An 18924-nucleotide genomic window follows, 5' to 3' on the forward strand; every position below is an offset into this window, starting at 1 on the left:
GCCCCGACTAGCGCGACCGGCACCTACACGGCGTCGAAGGATAGCTATGTCGGCACCTACACGTTGACCGATGTCCCCGATGCAGGGAAAGCCGATGCCCTGACACAATTGGGCGATGTGACGAGGGATGCATTCACCGGCAATAATGGCACTAGAGACTTTAGCCGGACCTACGTCGGCGAGACGTCGGACAAGCTAAACGTTGTTTTTGTTTCGAACAGCGCGCGGCCGACCTATTTCATTTATTCGAACAATAGTTATTTGGCCGGATCTACTGTAACGATCGATCGAAGCGCTTTCGCCCTCTGCTTCGGTTCCGGCACGCTGATCGCGACGGCGCGCGGCCAGGTGGCCGTGGAGGATCTGCGCATCGGCGACCTGGCCGTCACCGCTTCTGGCGCCCAACGCCCGATCACCTGGATCGGCCATCGCCACCTCGAAGGCAAAGCGCTTGACGCCGATAAATACCCGGTGCGCGTGCGCGCCAACGCTTTCGGACATGGCCTGCCTGCCCGCGACCTCACCCTCTCGCCCGGCCATCCCGTCCTCGTCGGGGCTGATGCGGACGCTGGCGGCGGCGTGCTTGTGCCGGTGATGTCCCTGATCAACGGCACCACCATCGATCGGGTCGCGCCTGAAGCCGTCACCTATTGGCATATCGAACTCGACAGCCACGACATCCTGCTCGCCGAGGGTCTCCCGGCCGAGAGCTTCCTCGACTTCGGCTGCCGCGCCTTCTTCGACGAGGCTTCCGACCACGCGCTCCATAACCCCGACTTTGTGGTGCCCGGTCTCTCTGCCCGCTGTCGCCCGGTCGCGGTGGATGGTCCCCTCGTCGAGGCCGAGCGCGCGCGCCTCGATGCCGTATTCTCGGCCGCTCTCGCTGCTCAGTGCGCCTGGATCGATACCGACACCCTGTCCAATCTCGCCGCCTGATACGAAGAGGATCCGGCATGGATATGGACGCTGAGAAGGCTGCCATGCATGCCGGATCCCTCTCTCTCGACGCCTTCTTGCGACGCCGGAGCGGCGACCGACGCCTCGCTCGACTCACCCATGACGTTGCCCTCCCAAAGGGCTACGGGCTGGAATTCGGGCCGGCAGCCAATCCGACTTCGCTGCCGGATGGGCTGAAGGTTTCGTATGTCGACCACGCCAGGGACGCCCATGCCGGACTGGCGGGCGCGGCGCCGATCGATCACGCCTGGGCGGGCTCCGGTTCCCTCGCGGCGGTGCTCGGGCAGACAGGTTACGATTTCGCCATCGCAGCCCAGGTTGCGCAATATGTGCCTAATCTGCTCGGCTGGTTCCGAGGTATCCACGCGGTGCTGCGTCCGGGCGGCGTGCTCAATATCGCCCTGCCGGACCAGCGCTTCATGTTCGACGTAGGCCGCGCCCACAGCACCATCGCCGAACTGGTCGAGGCAGATCTGCTTTCCTACACCCGGCCGAGTCCGCGGCAGCTCTTTGCGCATACCCACGAGGCGCGTGCGCTCGAGCCGGCCCAGATCTGGGCCGGCGAGGATCCGGCGCAAGCCCCGCGCTTTTGCGGCGAGGCGTCGCTTTCCCTCGCCTTTCTAAGAGCCAAGGAGGAGATCGAGACGGGGCATTACGTCGATTGTCATTGTTGGGTTTTTACACCCCTGTCGTTCCTCGACGCAGTTGAAGGAGCGACGTTACTCGGTTTGTTCCCGTTCGTTCTGAACCAGATCGGCGGGTCGGAACCGGGCGCATTCGAATTCTACGTCTCGATGCGCCGCGCTGTCGAGGAAGATCCGCAGACGCGGAGCGGGATGCAGAGCACCGCGATCTCCCATTTGCGCACCATCCTGGAGCGACAGCGCCGCATGGCGGCGCTGATGGGCAAGTGTTGATCCCGATCGCTGGCTTAGGAGACTGAAGCGAAGATCGATCCGGAGCCGTCGCCCATCATCCTCAGCTGAAGCAGCCGCGGTGAAAGCGAGGATCCAGATCCGTTGTGAGTTCCGCCGGACCGATCTCCGTGGACCTTCAGAGCGAGGCACGGTGCGGCGGTGCTGCCGCCGATTATCGAGCCGTTCGACCGCAATCTTTTCTCTCCCGGTGCCGAGCCCTTCGGCCCATCGCTGGCCGGGGGGGCTCAGCGCAAATTGGGCGATGCGTCGCTCCTAATCACGAGTCGCCCCAGGCGAAGCGGTTTGGCGGCGTTTTCGAGTGGTGGCTCCGATGGCCGTGCCCGGCGAGGAGCGAGTTCACGACCTTTGGGCGTGCGCGGCTCCCCAATGCTGCCCCTCACTTTTTCCGATCGGCCCGGTGTCACATTTGCCGGCTCGTTCGACACATCATACGGGCCCTCGAGCGTCGCGGTGACATTCGATGAGGGGTGGCTGGAGGGGGATGTGAGAACCGTTGACGGTACGCGCCAACGCCTTCGGCCCGGACTTGCCGGCGCGCGATCTCTCCTTCTCGCCCCGGTCACCCCATTCTGGTGGGCGCCGAGACAGATGCCGGCGGCTGCATGCCGGTCCCAGTGATGTGCCCGATCAACGGCAATACGATCTCCCGGGTCGAGCGCGCTTCGGTCACCTATTGGCACGTGGAACTCGACGCGCACGACATCCTTCTGGCCGAGGGCCTTCCGGCCGAGAGCTTCCTGGATTTCGGGTGCCGCGCGTTCTTCGACGATGCTTCCGACCACGCGCTTCACAATCCCGACTTCGTGGTGCCGGGCCTGTCGGCGCGGTGTCGTCCTGTGGCAGTGGACGGCCCAGTAGTGGAGGCCGAGCGCCTGCGTCTCGATGCCGTATTCACGGCCGATCTTCATACGCAATGCGCCTGGGCCGAGACCGACAGCGTGCTCTGGCTCGCCGCGTGATGAAGCGCGGCGCCCACGGCAGACATCCTGAAACGCTGCCGCGGGCCGCATTCTCGCCGCTCCGGTTTTCGGGGCGGTTCGACCAAAATCCCAATCTGCCCTGCTTCGACTCGACCGGCCTCACCCAAGTGGCGCCGGCATTTATCGCTTTGCTCGGCCTCCCGATCTGCAGCGGCAAGCCGGGCCGTAGCCACCAGAATGGCAGCCAACGATGAGCACATTGGTCCAGCCCCTCTGCGAATGCGGCAGCGGCCTGACGCCCTCCCGGTGCTGTGCCCTCGAAGCGTCTGCGGATGCGACACCCGCGGCGATCGATCCGAACCTCGAGGTCGAGGCCCAGCAAGCGGCTGACGCCCTGCAACGGAACGACCGCACCGAGGCTGAGCGGTTGAGCCTCTCCGTGCTGGAACGCGCACCGCGCCTTTCCATCGCGTTGGCGACGCTGGCTGAGCTCCGCTTCGATGCGGACGAAAGGCCCGCCGCAACGGCCCTTCTCCTGCGGCTCTCGGAGATCGAGCCCGCCAATGTCTGGCCCGTCAACAAGCTCGCCCTGTTGGAACTCAAGCGGGGCAACCTAGAGTTAGCCGAGCGTCATGCCCGGCAGGCGGTCCGCCTCGCGCCGGCGAATCCCCAATCCCACAACCTGATGGGAATGGTGATGACGGAGGCACAGCGCCCCGTCATGGGCGAGTATCATTGTCGCCGCTCCCTGGAGCTGGCCGGCAGGCGCATCCCGCTGGTTCTGGCCAATCTCGCGACCTGCCTGAAGAACCAGGGACGCGTCGCGGAGGCGCGATCTGTATACCAAGAGGCAGATGCCTTGGCGCCCAACATGCCTCAGACCCTCCTGGCCTGGGCACAGATGGAGGAAGCCGACCGTCAGCTCGACGCGGCGACGGAACGTCTCGACGCACTGGCGCGACTCGGCGCCTCCACGCCGAGCGCCAATCTCACGCGGGTCGCGGTCCTCGGCAGGCAGAAGCGGTACGATGAGGCGCTGGCGCTTCTGGACGGAGTCGCGCGAACACGATCCCTGGGACCCGTGGAGCGGCTCGAGCGCGGTCGCCTCCTCGATCGGATGGAACGCTACGCCGAAGCCTGGGCTGATTTCGAGGGGGGCAAGAGGCAGTTCCGCGAGCTGTCCGGCAAGGCCTATGACGCTGAGGAAGCACGCAAGCTCTCCGAAAACCTGCAGGCGTTCTTCACCCGTGATCGTCTCGCTCTGCTGCCGCGGGCCGGCATTCGCTCGGATGTGCCGCAACCGGTGTTCATCCTCGGCTTCCCCCGGTCGGGAACGACACTGCTGGAGCAGACCCTCACGGCGAGCCCGGTCGTTTCGGCGGGCGACGAGCTACCGCTGATCCACGAGATCGCCGCGGTGATGCCCCGGTTGCTCGATAGTCCGTGGGAGTACCCTGGAGCGCTGACCGAGTTGTGGATGGCCGACCGGCGCGAGGGCCTCGACGGTCTGCGTGACCACTATCTGCAGCGCGCGCGCCAGCTCGGCGTATTGCGCGAGGGGGCAACGCTCTTCACCGACAAGATGCCGCTGAACGAGGTGCATCTCGGTTTGATCGCGCTGATCTTCCCCAAGGCGCCAATGCTTCACCTGATCCGCCACCCGCTCGACATCATGGTCTCGGCCATGTCGAACATGTTCACGCATGGCGGTTTCTGCGGTTCGGCGCTCGAAAGTGCGGCCGAGCATCTCGTGCTCTCCGCCGACCTCGTGGCGCATTATCGGGCCGAGATGGACCTCAACTATCTGGCCGTGCGCTACGAGGATGTGGTCGATGATCAGGAGGCAACGGTCCGGCGTGTGTTCGACTTCGTCGGCGCGCCCTTCGACCCGGCCGTTCTGCAGCACGAGACGAATACCCGATACGCGCGCACGGCGAGCTACGCGCAGGTAACCGAGAAGCTCTACGATCGGTCTCGCTATCGCTACCGGCACTATCTGCCTCAGCTGGAGCCGGCGCTTCCGATCTTACGGCCATTGATCGAGCGGCTTGGATATACAGTCGATTCACAGATTTAGAGGCTGGAAAACCCGATTTATCCGTATTTAGACAGGTCGGTCTCTATTCACAATTGGACGTGATTGCGACATCATCGCTCACAGCGGCTAGCGAGCGCAGGGCGAGGCGGAAGAACAGGAGTCGTGCGTGCCCACAGCGTCGAGCAAGATTTTAGCACGCACGAGAATGTTTCTCAGCCTCCGCGCGGCGCCGAGCCCTGATTCCGTCATCGATATTGCCTTCTACAAGCAATACTATCCCGATCTCAAAACTATGAGCGATGACGCTCTATCGAATCACTTTATCCAAAATGGCAGGGTCGAGGGCCGGTTCCCGCGCGCGGATGATCTGATCTGCGCATTGGAGGCGGAGCATGGTCCGCTTCCCTCTGATTTCCTGCCGGAGGCGTACCGGGCCAGTCATGCGGATCTTGAGTCGAAATTACATCCCTGGGAACTGAAAGAGCATTATCTTCGATATGGGCGCTACGAGAAGCGCAAGTACAGGAGCGATTTCTCTATTTTCGAGGATGAGTTCTTCAAACTGAAGATAGAGCGTGCCGATCGGTCGAGCGAACGAGACTTCGAGCAAAAATTCGCTTCGTTCTGGGAGATGCTCGAGACGGTCGGGGTCGCGCCCAGCTTGTGGCTGAACCGTTTCATGCCATTCGAGTTCGCGCTTCTCAACGCTCATTGGCTTCCACGAATGCCATCATCGCGGATCGATGGCATCTGCCTGTTCCTTTCAGAGGGCATCGATCGCATTGCACCCATAGCGTTGGCCGAGCGTTTCGAGCCGGATTTCTTTCGCATGAGGAGGCCCGACATCCTCTCCGAAGCCACCGACGCCGAGCTGTATCGGGAATGGCTCAGTCGAGGCATGATCCAGGGACATCCGGGGAGTGAAGCGCAGGCTTTACGACGGCTCATCGGCGAGGACCGGTTCCCGTCATGCTTCGATGAGGTGGCGTACCGCGCCCAAGTGCTACGGCGCATAAACATGCCGGCTCCGGGTCGGTTTGCGGCGCTCGAGCATTTCATCGCCGGTGGGTTCGATCGGCGCGACATCGAAATCGGGACCGGTTCGGACACCGTCCACCTGCTGGAACAGATCGGTGAACATCACCTGAGTCGTGGAAATGCGACCCTCGCAACGAAGGCGTTCGACCGGGCCATCAGCCTGAAACCCGGTGTCGGACGTCTCCACCACCGGCGCGGTGACACACTTTGCATGCTCAACCGCCAGCGCGAGGCGCAAGCGGACTTCCTCATCGCGGCGGGCAAGCCGGGATCGAGCGTTTGGTCGCATATCCATGCGGCGGAGGGACTCGCGGCAGAGCCTGAACGGGCCGACGAGGCCTTGACCTGGTTTCTGCGCGGTGCACCGCGGTTCTGCAGTCTGTCTCCGTGGCGAGCGGCCGGGCATAGCCTTGCGGCCCATGTCTTCGAACAGGCGGTTGCGCATGCGCGGACCCTCTACATCGAAGGGCTACGGAGCGAGGCGGACGACCATGTGACGGCAATGCTCGCCCGGATCGGCGAGGCGATCCAAATCTTCGATCCGCTACCGAGTGCACTACCACCGCCCAAGACCGGGACGGTTGTGATCGTGGCCAACCGTGATCTGCCGCAATGCGATCACTACCGCGTGGAGCAGAAACGGCGACAGCTCGAATACGGCGGTTGGGACGTCGAGATTTTCACGCAATCGCAGTCCGATCTCTATCGCTCGGCGATCGATCACGCCTCCGTCGTCATTTTCTATCGCGTCGCAGCCTCGCCGGCGGTCCTGCACGCGATCCTGTATGCGCGTGCTCTCGGCATACCGACCGTCTACGAGATCGACGACCTCCTGTTCGATCCTGCGCACTACCCGGACCCGTTCGAGAGCTTCGAGGAAGCGATCACGAAACAGGAATACATCGACCTCCAGAACGGCGTTCCTCTGTTCCGGTACGCCTTGCAGCAATGCGACATGGGGCTGGCCTCCACGCCCGCCCTGGCCGAGGCGATGCAGCCGCTCGTCCGGTCCGGCATCTGTCATGTGCTCCGAAACGGGCTCGACCAGCGGAATGTCCCGTTTCTCGCAGCACGGCCCGCAGTTCTAACTCCATCCCATGTGACGATCTTCTATGGCTCCGGCACCAAGGCGCACAATCGCGATTTCACCGAACTCGCCGGGCCGGCGCTGCTGGAGATTCTCGATCGCTATCCGCAGGTGCGCCTCGTCATCGCGGGCTATCTCAATCTCGATGGTGCGTTCAGGCCGTTCGCGAATCGGGTGCGGCAACTCGGGTTTACCGCGAATGTCGAGGCGTACTGGGAGGTCCTGTCGGCCATCGACATCAACCTCGCCGTGCTCGCATCGACCCCGATGAGCGACGCCAAGAGCGAGATCAAATGGCTTGAAGCCGCGATGTGCGGGGTTGCGTCGATCGTGTCCGCGACACGCACCTACCGCGAGGTCCTCACCAATGGCGAGGATGCGCTGCTGGTCACGACGCCGGAGGAATGGGTGCGGGCTCTCGATTCGCTGGTCCGTAATCCCTTGTTACGGCGCAGGATCGGTGCGCGTGCACGTGCGCGCGCCCTCGAGGTGTACGGTCTCGATGAAGCCGTCTCGACGTTGAGAGACATCCTGCCTGCACCACGGAATCGCGCAGAAGCCGAAGTGGCGAACTGGATGGCCCCGCGTGGACTGGCACACGGAACGTCGCTAACGACCTATCTGCCACTGCAGATCGTTCCCAGCGGGCGCCTGAGTTCGCCGCAAGGAGGCACGCTGGATCAAGGGGTGCAAAACCGTGGCCGATCGCATGCTCCTGGTAATGGCTCCAAGCCGCGTGTCCTCTTAGTGAATGTCTATTTCCCGCCGCAGACCCTCGGCGGAGCGACCCATGTGCTGCGGGACAACGTCGATCACTTCCTCGACCATGCCGGCGATCGCTTCGAATTCGCGGTCGCGGCCATCGATGCGGACGGGGAGGTGCCCTACCGGACGCGGGTCGACGGCTATCGCGGCGTACCGGTCTATCGCATCGGCGCTCCGCGGGAGCGCAACATGATTTGGCGTCCCTTCAACCCGATGATGCGGGCCCCGTTCGAGGAGCTTCTCGATCGGTTCGAGCCCGATCTCGTCCATTTCCATTGCGTGCAGAGGCTTACCGCCACGGTGGTCGAGGCCGTGCGCGCGCGCGGCCTGCCTTACTTCGTGACGCTGCATGATGCGTGGTGGATCTCAGACTTTCAGTTCCTCGTCGATGAGATCGGCCAGGTTCATTCCCCATCGCCCGACCCGATCGCCGATGCCATCGATCCGGCGCTCAATCCCGTCGAGTCGATCGGTCGGCGTTTCAGTCTCGCCCGTCTTCTCAACGGAGCCGATGCCCTGCTCGCAGTCTCCGAGACCTTCAAGGAGCTGTATCGCCAGGCAGGGCACCCCGAAACCCGTGCGGTTCCCAACGGCGTTCCCGTCCTTCCTGTGGTCGCGCGCCGGCCAAGCAAGACGGGTCGGGTGCGCTTGGGGCAGATCGGTGGACGCACCACGCACAAGGGCGCCACGCTGATCGAGAGCGTGCTGCGTGCCAACGATTTCCGGAATCTGACACTGACCATCGTCGATCATGCCTGCAATGCCGATTACGAAGGCATGGAGACATGGGGGACGACGCCAGTGAGGATCATCGGCTTCGTTCCTCACGAAGAGATCGCCAACGTCTACGCCGATCTCGATGTTCTGCTCGCGCCGTCGATCTGGCCGGAAAGTTTCGGCCTCGTCACGCGTGAGGCCCGAGCGGCGGGCCTTTGGGTGGTGGCAAGCGACCGTGGTGCCATCGGGGAAAGCATCAGGGAGGACGTCGATGGCTTTCGCATCGATGTGAGTTCGCCGGCAGGCCTGCTCGACGTTCTCAAGCAGATCGACGCACGTCCAGCCCGCTTCCACGAAAGTCCGCCGCTTTCGCATGAGCCGGAAAGGGCCACGGCAGATCAGGCGAACGATCTGCTCGCGCTTTACGATGAGCTGCTGACTGCCACCAGCCCTTTAGCCAATCTGGCCGAGGGCGTCGGCTAAGACCAAGAATACGGTGCTTGGCGTGGAAGCCGATACACGATCATCGGTAAAGCGGTGGTCGTGTGTTGATCGGGATTGCGGAGACCTCTGCAGGGGAGCCGAATCAAGACGAAGACCGCGCCCTGATCCCGATCAGACAGGGTCGGGCGGGGCTCTTGCGGAATCGCCTGGCGGACAAAGGCGCGCGGAACCCAGGCTTGCGGCTCACGTCTTGGCGATGAGTGCCGCCACGCGGCGCTGACGCTCCTGGATCGCGCTCAGATGAGCGATCGCGCCATCCTGAAGCCCACGCAACGCCTGTGGCTCCTCCTGCGTGTCGCGCCGCATCGAGACATAGAATTCGAAGCCACCGGGCTCTGTTCCACCCAATTGGTTCAGGACGAACGGGAACAGGCCAAGCTGCGTCGCACACCCGATCAGGTCGAGCAGCGATGACGGTGTGAACACCCAGCAATGGCAATTCACATAGCGGCCGGTTTCGAGCGCGCTCACCGCCTCTGCATGAGCGAGCGCAAGGGCAGCGTCGCCGCAAAGCCGTGGCATCTGTGCGGGATCCTCGCCCGCCCAGATCTGCCCGGGTTCGAGCGCGCGTGCCTCGTAAGTATGCGCGAAGAGCTGGCGCGGGCTCGGCCGAGTATAGGCGCGCAGATCCGCCTCGACCAGTTCGGCCATGGTACTATCGGTGCGCATTGCATCGAACATGAACCGCCTATCGGGCAGGGAGAGGTTGAGCACACCTCCGGGTCGCAAGGCCGCGTAGATGCCCCGGAACCAGCCGAGCAGATTGGGAACGTACTGCGCGACCTGGGCAGCGATGGCGAAGTCGAAGCCCGTTTCTCCCAGTACCGGGCCGAGTGGCCCCGACCCAGACCAGACATGATCGATGGGTACCGCGTCAGGCCGGCCGGCCTGCGCATCGATGGCATGATCGACATAGGCAACGCGAATGCCGTCCGGAAGTGGCGTGGGATTGTCCGCCGGCCCGAATTCCAGACCGCGGCCCTCCGGCAGGCCGAGATCGTGGGTGAGCCGTGCGAGGCGCCGGTCGGTGGCTCGGCGCGCCAGGAACGCGTCCAGCGAGAGCGATCCAGGATGTAGGCTGCGCGCGCCTCCTCTCCCCTCGCTATCCAAATGAGGCTGCGATCCGACCGCTCCGAGTCTACTGTGATATCCGGTCAAACGCCTTCGCTCCTTCGCTTTTGCGTAAGCATTGTCAGGCGACCGGTGCTCGCTGCCCAGATCGCCGATTTAAAGTAGAGTAATGCCAAGCGGCTAACCATCCGTAATCACTGCACCTCAGTACGGGCCCGCGATCCCGGCACGTGCTTGAACACGTCGGCGGCCTGCCGCTCCAGTAAACTGAACGCCGGCGTCGGGGTCGTACGGTGCCCTGCTGAGACACGAGGTCAGTCTCTGGCGTCGCAAGTCTCGAAGCCTACGCCAGGCTTGTCCGGCGAGGCTGTCGAACCGACAGCGTGTCCGCTTCGAATAACGCTGCCGTCGATGCGGGCGTGACGCTGTGCGTGGCACGATACACCGAGCGGCGGAACGCTCTTGTCCGGTGGCTGTGAGGCGATCGATCCGGCGCCACCGGCTCATCCGGTATTAGCCCTAATCATGCGTAGACGATCAATCCTCGTTCATTCACTGCCTTTGAATAAATCAAGTCCCGCCCAAACTGACGCTTTTTCAGTCTCGATCCACAATCTCCACAGAAGAAGATGGATAAGAGATCGACGCGATGGACTATACTTCGGGAGCGAGACGCCGAGGCTTCGTCGCACTCCTCGCGGCAGCTTTGACCGTGGGAGGCGCCTTGGTGGATGCGGCGCCACCGGCAGGGGCGCAGGAGTCCGGAGGACAACACCAGATGCAGGCCGTCTACGCCTTCGATGTGCCTCGTGGCGACTTGAGCAGCGTCGTGGTCAGCATCGCCCGCTGCGCCGGTGTGCCGATCGCCTTTCCCGCCGGTCTGGTCGCCGGGCACATGGCCGGCCCGATCCAAGGCCGGCATACGGTCGATGCAGCCATGTCCGAGGCGCTCGCCGGCACGGGGTTCGAGGTCTTACCAACCCCGGGCGGCAGCTTCACCATCCGGCAGGTCAAGGCGTCCACGGCATTACAGCCGCTTTGGTAGACAGCGTCCAGCGTGGGCGATTTTAGGACAGACCCGTTCTCGTCGTGAAACGCCGTCTCGCAACGGGATCAGTGGCCGCCTTCTCCGAACGGCTTGACGACGCCAATCGCGATCGTGCCGTGCGCAGGGCAACCTCTCAGTCTTGCCGCCGGCAGACGCCGAGCCTCCCCTGCGTGCATCGTGGAGCCGGGGCCAGCAAGCCGGGACTGTCACTGAGACCAATACGCCAAGGAGCGCACGCCAAGGAGCGAGAGAGACGCTCAGGTCGCTCTGGGTCCGATCTCGACCCAGTACCGCGCGATACGGGTGACCGACAGTCCGAGAGAAGAGGCCAGGGCGTCCAGAGCGTCGTTCGGATTCTTCAGAGAAAACACGCCGGTGGCACGGACCGAAGCCGCAGCGGCATCGACCCGGATGACGCCAGGAAAATACGGGCGAAGTCCGTCGACGATGGAGGCGACCGTGCGATCCTTCGCAACGAGCAAGCCATCGACCCACGCGGTCGACGCTTCGAGGTCCGCCGATTGGCGTCGGACCTGACTCCCCGCGAAGACCAGTTGGTCGCCACGATTGAGGGCGTAATCGGCGTTGCCGCCGCGCCCGACATGGGCGCGCCCCTCGATACCCGACAGGGTGAGGACGTCGTCCCGCTTCTCGACGAGGAAGGTGCCCGACGCGGCCCATAGGTCGACACCGCCCGCGCTGAGCGCGAAAGGGGCGGCCCGCGCGGCCACCCGGACCATCGCCTGGCCGTCTAGGAGTTGAACCGCCCGCACGCCTTCCCGATATCGTAGATCGATGGCGGTCCTCGGCGCGAGCGTGATCTCGCTGCCATCCGCAAGCGTCACGCGCTCCTGCTGCGCTGTCAGCGTGAAATGATCCGCCATGATGTGATTCAGTGGCAGGAAGCGGTTGGCCGCCGAAAAACCGATCGTTCCGAGTCCGGCGACGCCGGCAATACTCGCCAGGAAGGTCCTGCGGTTCTGCTGCTTCTTGAGCAGGCGCTCCGTGAGGACGCCGCGATTCATGCCGTGGCGGGTGGCCACTCCGCAGGGCATGAGTCCTTCCTGAAGACGGACCCAGACCGACTCGTTGCGCGGATCCGCCTGAAGCCAAGCTTCGAAGGAACGGTATTTTCGCTCGGACATTTCGCCCGAATTCATCTCGACCATCCAACCGATGGCGATCTCTGCCCGTGGATCGTCGAGTTGATCTCCACGGGTCATGCCCGGACTCCCCTTTGCCTGGAGCAGCACCCGATCCCGTTGGATCGAATCACGTCTCTAGGTCCTCGATCTCACGCACATTCCTGCGACGAACCCATGTCCGTTTCGCAGGTCGGCGCATCTCTCATGCCGTCCGGCCACAATACGGTCCCGTATTGACTATCACGGAACAGTCGGCGGTTCGAGAGAGACACTTACTCCGAAACTGCACTTGCGAGATAGGCAGCCCGAAAGCCCTGGGCAACGTATTTCCGCACCATACTCACCGAGACATTGAGCTCCGCGGCGATGGCCGCGTAGGGCAAACCATCCACCTGGCTCAGGATGAACGCCGTTCGAGCCTTGATGGACAGCGTGGTCAACATCGTATCGATCGCCTTCAGGGCTTGCACCACGATGAGGCGCTCCTCGGCCGATATCTCGATCGCCTCGGGCATCAGCGCCAGCTCGGCCTCGTAGGCACGCTGAAGGTCGTTGCGTCGCCGGGCATCGAAGACGAGCCGGCGCGCGATCGTCGTCATCATGGCGCGGGGTTCCCGCACCGAGGCGATCGCGGGCATCTGGAGGAGGGTCAGGAACACGTCGGACGCGATGTCCTCGGCCGGTGCCACGGTCCAGCGCTGCTTGTTCAGCCACTTCGTCAGCCAGCCGTTGTGCTGCCTGAACATGCTATCCATGATAGCGGTGTTTTGTAGAAACGGCACCGTACCCATCCCCCAAACTCCCTCCTTGCCGCCGATTCCCGCAGAACGGGCGGCTTTGTGCCGTCACTAGTTTTACAGTTGCACTGGCCTTTGCAGCCTATTGTGCACAACTTAATCAAGCCGCTATAGGACCGTAGATTTGTATTGCACGCTTCGTGCCACGCGAGCCGACCACCTGTTGCGCTCTAGATTCGACGGTATTTTACTAAGCTCGGTGATCCGGATGCCACACTGTCATACGGCGCTGCCGACCATCCGGTTATTAGCATAGGGACGTTTCGCGCCGACCCTAACAATCGATCGCGATCGATGCACACTAAAATTTAGTTGGGTAGGGATCGAGCGTGCCGATTCCGTCGCCCGCCCGAGCGCCGGGGGAATGAACTTCGCAAGACGCCCCATCTTTTGGGCGCGCGATCGTTAAGTCTTCATTGTTGTGGGTGCGGCTGGGGCTCGGATCGGTCGGCCGCGGCCTTCGATTCGGATGAACGCCACCAGCAACCGGGAGCGCCGTCTTTCGGCGGTTTTGTGGGCTCCGGGCGTGGTCTGGCGCATCGGCCGCGCGTGAGAGCCATTGCGGCTCGCCTTGCGGGAGCGATCGCCAGGGCGAGCGGATTACGTCTTGCGCAGGATGGCGGCATCGCCCTGATTGCTGCGCTGGGATCGTCTGCGCCAGAACCCGATCGATTTTTGCGACGAGGCCGGACGCGGCTCGCAGCGGGGAGCGCCGATGGCATTCCATCCGCGGCTTTCTCGCTCCGATCAGTCAGGGCAGCCCGATGATGTCCGGTCTCGAGGAGGGGTGCGCAGCGAGACCGAAGAAGCGAGAAAGCCCGGGCGTGTCCGCCCGGGCCTTCCTGTCGTGACTTACGAGATGTCCGCTCTGTCGTTTCAGGCGACCACGACCTGCGGGCGGGTGGGCGTATCGGAGGCCGCGAGCGCGTTGGCGACGACCCGCTTACGCCAGGGCTTGAGCACCGCGATGGCCAGGATCGAGGCCAGGATGTTGGCACCGGCCGCCATCAGGAACACGCCGTCCCAGCTTCCCGAGCTCTGCTGCAAGTAGTTCGCCACCGGGACGAGGAGCGCTGCCGTGCCCTTGGCCGTGTAGAGCAGGCCGGCATTGGTGGCAGCGAACTTGGTGCCGAAGGTGTCGGTGCAGGTCGAGGGGAACAGGGAGTAGATCTCGCCCCAGGCAAAGAACACGAACCCGGAGAGCAGCACGAACCACAGCGGGTCATGACCCCAGAGGTAGAGCATGTAGATGCCGAAGCCTTCCATCGCGAAGGCGATGAACATGGTGTTCTCACGGCCGATCTTGTCCGAGACCCAGCCGAAGAACGGACGGGTCAGGCCGTTGAGCACACGGTCGATGGTCGCCGCGAAGGTGATCGCCACCATGGTGATTCCCATGATCGTGACCGGTACCTTGTCGACGCCGATATCGGCGGCGATGGGCTTGAGATTGGCGGTGATCATCAGGCCGCCGGCGCCGACGATGACGAACATGAAGTACATCAGCCAGAAGATCGGCTGGCGCGCGACTTCACCCGGCGTGTAGTTGCGCCGCGACTGGATGACGTTGGTGTTGACGGCGGCCTCCGGGACCTGACCCTTTTTCGGCGAGGTGAAGAAGAAGGCGAGGGCGGCGACGACGAGGCCCTGACCGATGCCGAAGTTGAAGAAGGCCGCCTGGAAGCCGTGGTCGGCGATCATCCACTGGATCGGAGCGACGGTGAGGGCCGAGCCCGCGCCGAATCCGGCGGCGATGATGCCGGCGGCGAGGCCGCGCTTGTCCGGGAACCACTTGAGTGCGCTGCCGACACAGGTGCCGTAGACCGCACCCGCGCCGATACCGGCGACGACCTGGCCGAGATAGAACATGTTGAGGGTGGTGGCGTAGGAGTTGATGACCCAGCCGACCGCGCACAGCACGCCGCCGAACAGCACGACCACGCGCGGGCCGTACTTGTCGACGAACCAGCCCTCGATCGGAACCAGCCAGGTCTCGAACAGCACGAACAGCGTGAATGCCCATTGGATCGCTGCGCGGTCGAAGCCAAACTTCTTTTGAATATCTGGGACGAAGAATGTCCAGCCATACTGCAGGTTGGCGATCATCACCATGCAGATGACGCCGATGACCAACTGCATCCAGCGATAGCCGTCCCCGACTCGCTGTACTTCTACGGGTTGTTCCCTGGTCATCACTGTCCTCCCTCTATTATACGTAAAAGCGACTGCCGCAATCGAGGTGTCGACGCATTGTGCGTGTCCGCCGATGGCGTCGGCGTTAAACTGGTATTTGGAATACCAGCCTCTCTTGTGCATTCGCGCACGTCAAGAGGAAAGGTGCCAACATTCGATGTCGCGCTGCAGCATAACTTGCGGCCTTAGGGATTCTCCTTGAGAAGTATGAATGTCGCCACCGATTACGAAATAAAGACGCGCACAACTCAAATACGCCGAAGCGGATTCACAGGTTGACGTCGGGCGCCCAGTCGAGACGGAGGCTGGCTTGGGAATCATGCCGGCTCGTCGCATCGCCGACCCCTCCATCCCAGGCACGCCCCCTGACGTAGGCAGCCTACGCACTGCGCGGCGGCGTAATAATTCAACCGGTTCTTGCCGGACTGTCCGCGTAGACGTGCTGACGCTCGCGACCGTCGTAAACCGCGGAGGCGTCCCGCCCGCTTGGAGGCGAGCCGTGGTATGATCAAGACGCTGATAATGCTTGCTATTTAGGTTCGTCTTGCTTTTGACCGATATGGCCAACCGCCGATCCTATCTGCGTCTGAAGCGGTCCGATAATCTGCTGTGGATGGGCCGAGACCGCTCGTATTCAGCACGATATTTCATCGATTCCAATTGACAGCGGGTATTTTGCATACCAATGATCCCGACCAAGACGCCGTCGGTGGGAGGACAAACGTCGTGGGAGCCAGCCAAAAGATCGGCAGCGATGCCTCACGCGTGCAATACATCCGCATGAATCGGCCGGTGCGGGATGCGGTTCGCCTTCTCTCCCGCCCGGACGTCGACGCTCTGGTCATCATCGACGGTGACCGCGAGGCCGATGGCATCATCATCGGGATCGTCACCGAGCGCGATGTCTTTCGGGCGATGGCCGATGGCGGTCTCGAAGTACTCGACGGGCTCGTCTGGATGCTCGCCAAAAACGATTTCATCTCGATGGATGTCAGCCAGTCACCAGAAAGCCGGCTCAAGCAATTCTGTACGCACAAGACCGATCATATCGCGATCATGGACGGCTTCGCCTTGAAGTCCGTCCAGAGCATCTGGGATTGCGTCACCGATGTGCCGATGGGTAGGTCGGTCGTCTGAGAGGGTCTTGTGAGAGGGTCTTGCGGCGTGGCTCGGGGCAGAGACCCTGTCATCGCCGCCGTTCCCGTAAAGCGCCGATCACTGTTCTATCCAGCGGACGTGGCGACATCGTTTCGGAACTTTCATGTTTCAATGCGCTCCACAAACTCATTTAGTATTGCACTGCACAAAGAATGACAGTTCGTGCAAGATTTCAGTTTATTTCCAGCATCGCGTTGACGCCCCCGATTTTTGCACACAAAATTCGAAAAGGTTAAAGGCGTTACGCGCTGTTGAGAGCGAGTGCATGCCATGGCTTGCGTCTGAACCCGTACAATCTCTGCGCAAATTTCGGCGATTGGTTGTAATCTAAGATTGTTCAGCCGTTGCGAATAAGAGGGAATACGGTCCGATGCGCCATCTCGCAATTCTTGAATGCCCGGTGATTTTCAGCGGCGAAAACACCTATTCGATGACCAGCATCGACATGTGTCCGTCCGTCGGCATCGCACGCGGGCTCGTCAGCCGACACGTCAAGGTCGTCGACGCCCGCATCATCGTGGTGTGCATCTGGGAAGATCAGGTCAGCAGCCTGCTGTTCTTCAACGCCGATTGGTATGAGAAGGCCGGCGTTCTCTGGGGCGACCGTTACCAGCTTCGGCTCGATGCCATCGACGAATCCGTCGGGGCATAACGCGGGCGGCAACGACAACGTCAACTTCAGAACAGGCGCCGGGCCAGTCTCCCATGAGTGCCCTGGTCTCCCCGCAAGCGGTGGTGGTCGCACCCGACATCTCGTCCGCCGCAGGACTCGGCCCCTGGAACCCCGGGATCGAATCGAACCTTCCGCGGGCCTTCCTACCCCTGGCGACTGTGTTTCGAGACGAGAACGTGGAGACGCGCATCGCCGATGCGCGCGAAATGAGCGATGTCTGCGGCCTGCCGCTGACCCAACTCGTGCGGTTCCGCCCCGAGCGTCTCGTCATCCACGAGGTCCTGATCCGCGTGATGGCGGACCTGTCGGTTCCTGTCGGGCAGACTTACGGTGATCTCGGGGTCAACTTTCGCGCCATCGTCGCGACCATCCTGCGGGATGGCATTGCGGCGCACCAGGATGAGATCGCGGCGTTACTCGACCGGACGCGCAACGAGGCCGCCGCGCTCCTTGCGCGCGCGATAGCGGAGATGCTGAGCGGGCCTTTACCCGCGATGCCCGACCGGCCCTGGACCTGGCGGTCACTGTTGGGCGCATCGGCACCGGCCGTACGGTCGACGGCGTGCGCCGAGCCCGAGGCACACGCGCTGCACCATCTCGAAGCGTGGCAGCACAGTGCGACGGAATCCGGCGACGCCTTGGCGATGGCATGCTGCGCGGCGCTGACGTCCGTCGTCTCGGCGATGCTCGGTCGCAGGGGATTTTTGATCCGGGACGAGGCTCTGCTCGCCTCGCTGGCTGGCACCCTGGTCTCGAACCAGTATGGCAGCAGCCGCATCGGCGCTTTGATCGAACCGTGGTTCCGGGAGGTCGTCGCGCGCGAGGGCTTTCGCAGTCTCCCGGGCCAGACCCATCCCGTGGTGATGAACGTCAAGGGGTCCTCGGCCTCGGGCAAGAGTACGATCCGGCCGTATCAACGTGATCTCGTCGGCGAGATCGGGCTGGACTGGTCGGATTTCGCGCTGATCACCCCGGACGTCTGGCGCAAGTTCCTGCTCGATTACGACAGCCTCGGGCCGGCGCGCCGCTATGCCGGCACGCTCACCGGCCACGAGATCGAGATCGTCGACCGGAAGCTCGATCGGCACATGGCGCAGAAGGCCAGCGAGGGCCGCATCTCGCACCTCCTCATCGATCGGTTTCGATTCGACAGCTTCGCCGTCGATCCCGGTGCGGCGACCGGAAGCCATTTGCTGACCCGGTTCGGCCACCGGGTCTACATGCAGTTCATGATCACGCCGCCGGATGCCACGGTGGAGCGCGCGTGGAAACGCGGCGAACAGTTCGGCCGCTACAAGGCGGTGGAGGACCTGCTCGCGCACAATGTCGAAGCTTATACCGGCATGCCGCGGCTGTTCTTCACCTGGGTCCTGCGCACCGACAAGGATGTCCATTTCGAGTTTCTGGACAACAGCGTGCCGGAAGGCCAACGGCCGCGAACGATCGCCTTCGGCATCAACGGCGTGATGAATATCCTCGATCTGAAGTTCGTGTTCGATATCGATCGCTACCGCAAGATCGACATCAACGCCCACACGCCCGAGCAGGTCTACGCCGATACCGCGTCGACGCTCCCGGAGGCCAACATGGATTTCCTGCGGGCCTGCCTGCGTCGCATGACGACGGTTCGGTTTGCCGACCATGCCACCGGACGCGTCTATGCCCGGTTCGATCGGGGGCACCTGACCAGTCTCGACCCTGCAACGCTTGGGCTCGCACAGGTGGAGCCGGATATCGGCGCCGCGCTGATCGCGATGGGCATCCGTGGGACCACACCGACCGTTCCGGATTCGAACGAGAGTCTCCGCCCTGCCGAGGCACAGACCCTGGGATCCTGGGGAGAGGGTGCGCCCGCCTAATCCTTGGCGATGCGTG

The 18924-nt window shown here is 62.9% G+C and carries 13 protein-coding genes; 9 read left to right on the plus strand and 4 right to left on the minus strand.

The genetic code is table 11. The features are described from left to right. Nucleotides 1–63: 63 nt before the first annotated feature. The 5 genes from G3T14_RS11000 to G3T14_RS11020 all read left to right on the plus strand — a co-directional run bounded on the left by G3T14_RS11000 (nt 64) and on the right by G3T14_RS11020 (nt 8943). On the plus strand, nt 64–936 hold the full coding sequence (locus G3T14_RS11000) for a Hint domain-containing protein (protein ID WP_246733210.1): 873 nt from the start codon (nt 64–66) through the stop codon (nt 934–936). Nucleotides 937–959: 23 nt separating this feature from the next. Continuing rightward, on the plus strand, nt 960–1874 hold the full coding sequence (locus tag G3T14_RS11005; protein WP_246733213.1) for a class I SAM-dependent methyltransferase: 915 nt from the start codon (nt 960–962) through the stop codon (nt 1872–1874). 593 nt (nt 1875–2467) lie between these two features. Next, nucleotides 2468–2854: a Hint domain-containing protein gene (locus G3T14_RS11010; RefSeq protein WP_348645258.1), complete on the plus strand. Its 387-nt coding sequence runs from the start codon at nt 2468–2470 to the stop codon at nt 2852–2854. Nucleotides 2855–3065: 211 nt separating this feature from the next. Continuing rightward, the gene (locus tag G3T14_RS11015) at nt 3066–4892 is read left to right on the plus strand and encodes a tetratricopeptide repeat-containing sulfotransferase family protein (protein ID WP_163642591.1); all 1827 of its coding nucleotides are present in this window, start codon (nt 3066–3068) and stop codon (nt 4890–4892) included. A gap of 166 nt (nt 4893–5058) precedes the next feature. Continuing rightward, nucleotides 5059–8943: a glycosyltransferase gene (locus G3T14_RS11020; protein WP_246733216.1), complete on the plus strand. Its 3885-nt coding sequence runs from the start codon at nt 5059–5061 to the stop codon at nt 8941–8943. 204 nt (nt 8944–9147) lie between these two features. On the opposite strand, the gene G3T14_RS11025 is transcribed toward G3T14_RS11020, so the two are convergent. Further along, entirely contained in the window at nt 9148–10074 is a 927-nt protein-coding gene (locus G3T14_RS11025) for a class I SAM-dependent methyltransferase (protein ID WP_163642592.1), read from the minus strand. Between the two features lie 739 nt (nt 10075–10813). On the opposite strand from G3T14_RS11025, the gene G3T14_RS11030 reads away from it, so the two are divergent. Next, nucleotides 10814–11080 (plus strand): STN domain-containing protein, encoded by a 267-nt coding sequence (locus G3T14_RS11030; protein WP_163642593.1) that lies wholly within the window; start codon nt 10814–10816, stop codon nt 11078–11080. A 260-nt stretch (nt 11081–11340) separates the two neighbouring features. Here the strand turns inward: G3T14_RS11030 and G3T14_RS11035 are convergent, their stop codons facing one another. The 3 genes from G3T14_RS11035 to oxlT all read right to left on the minus strand — a co-directional run bounded on the left by G3T14_RS11035 (nt 11341) and on the right by oxlT (nt 15218). Next, on the minus strand, nt 11341–12306 hold the full coding sequence (locus G3T14_RS11035; RefSeq protein ID WP_163642594.1) for a FecR domain-containing protein: 966 nt from the start codon (nt 12304–12306) through the stop codon (nt 11341–11343). Nucleotides 12307–12500: 194 nt separating this feature from the next. Beyond that, entirely contained in the window at nt 12501–13019 is a 519-nt protein-coding gene (locus G3T14_RS11040; protein WP_163642595.1) for a sigma-70 family RNA polymerase sigma factor, read from the minus strand. 882 nt (nt 13020–13901) lie between these two features. Then, the gene (gene oxlT, locus G3T14_RS11045; RefSeq protein ID WP_163642596.1) at nt 13902–15218 is read right to left on the minus strand and encodes an oxalate/formate MFS antiporter; all 1317 of its coding nucleotides are present in this window, start codon (nt 15216–15218) and stop codon (nt 13902–13904) included. Between the two features lie 660 nt (nt 15219–15878). On the opposite strand from oxlT, the gene G3T14_RS11050 reads away from it, so the two are divergent. From G3T14_RS11050 to G3T14_RS11060, 3 genes are all read left to right on the plus strand, one after another. After that, the gene (locus G3T14_RS11050) at nt 15879–16355 is read left to right on the plus strand and encodes a CBS domain-containing protein (protein WP_246733218.1); all 477 of its coding nucleotides are present in this window, start codon (nt 15879–15881) and stop codon (nt 16353–16355) included. A 391-nt stretch (nt 16356–16746) separates the two neighbouring features. Beyond that, a complete protein-coding gene (locus G3T14_RS11055) occupies nt 16747–17028 on the plus strand; it encodes a hypothetical protein (RefSeq protein ID WP_163642597.1) in 282 nt (93 codons plus the stop codon). Between the two features lie 53 nt (nt 17029–17081). Further along, nucleotides 17082–18908 (plus strand): zeta toxin family protein, encoded by a 1827-nt coding sequence (locus G3T14_RS11060; protein WP_246733220.1) that lies wholly within the window; start codon nt 17082–17084, stop codon nt 18906–18908. Nucleotides 18909–18924 lie beyond the last annotated feature (16 nt).

The organism is Methylobacterium sp. BTF04, from assembly GCF_010692745.1.
Lineage (GTDB): Bacteria > Pseudomonadota > Alphaproteobacteria > Rhizobiales > Beijerinckiaceae > Methylobacterium.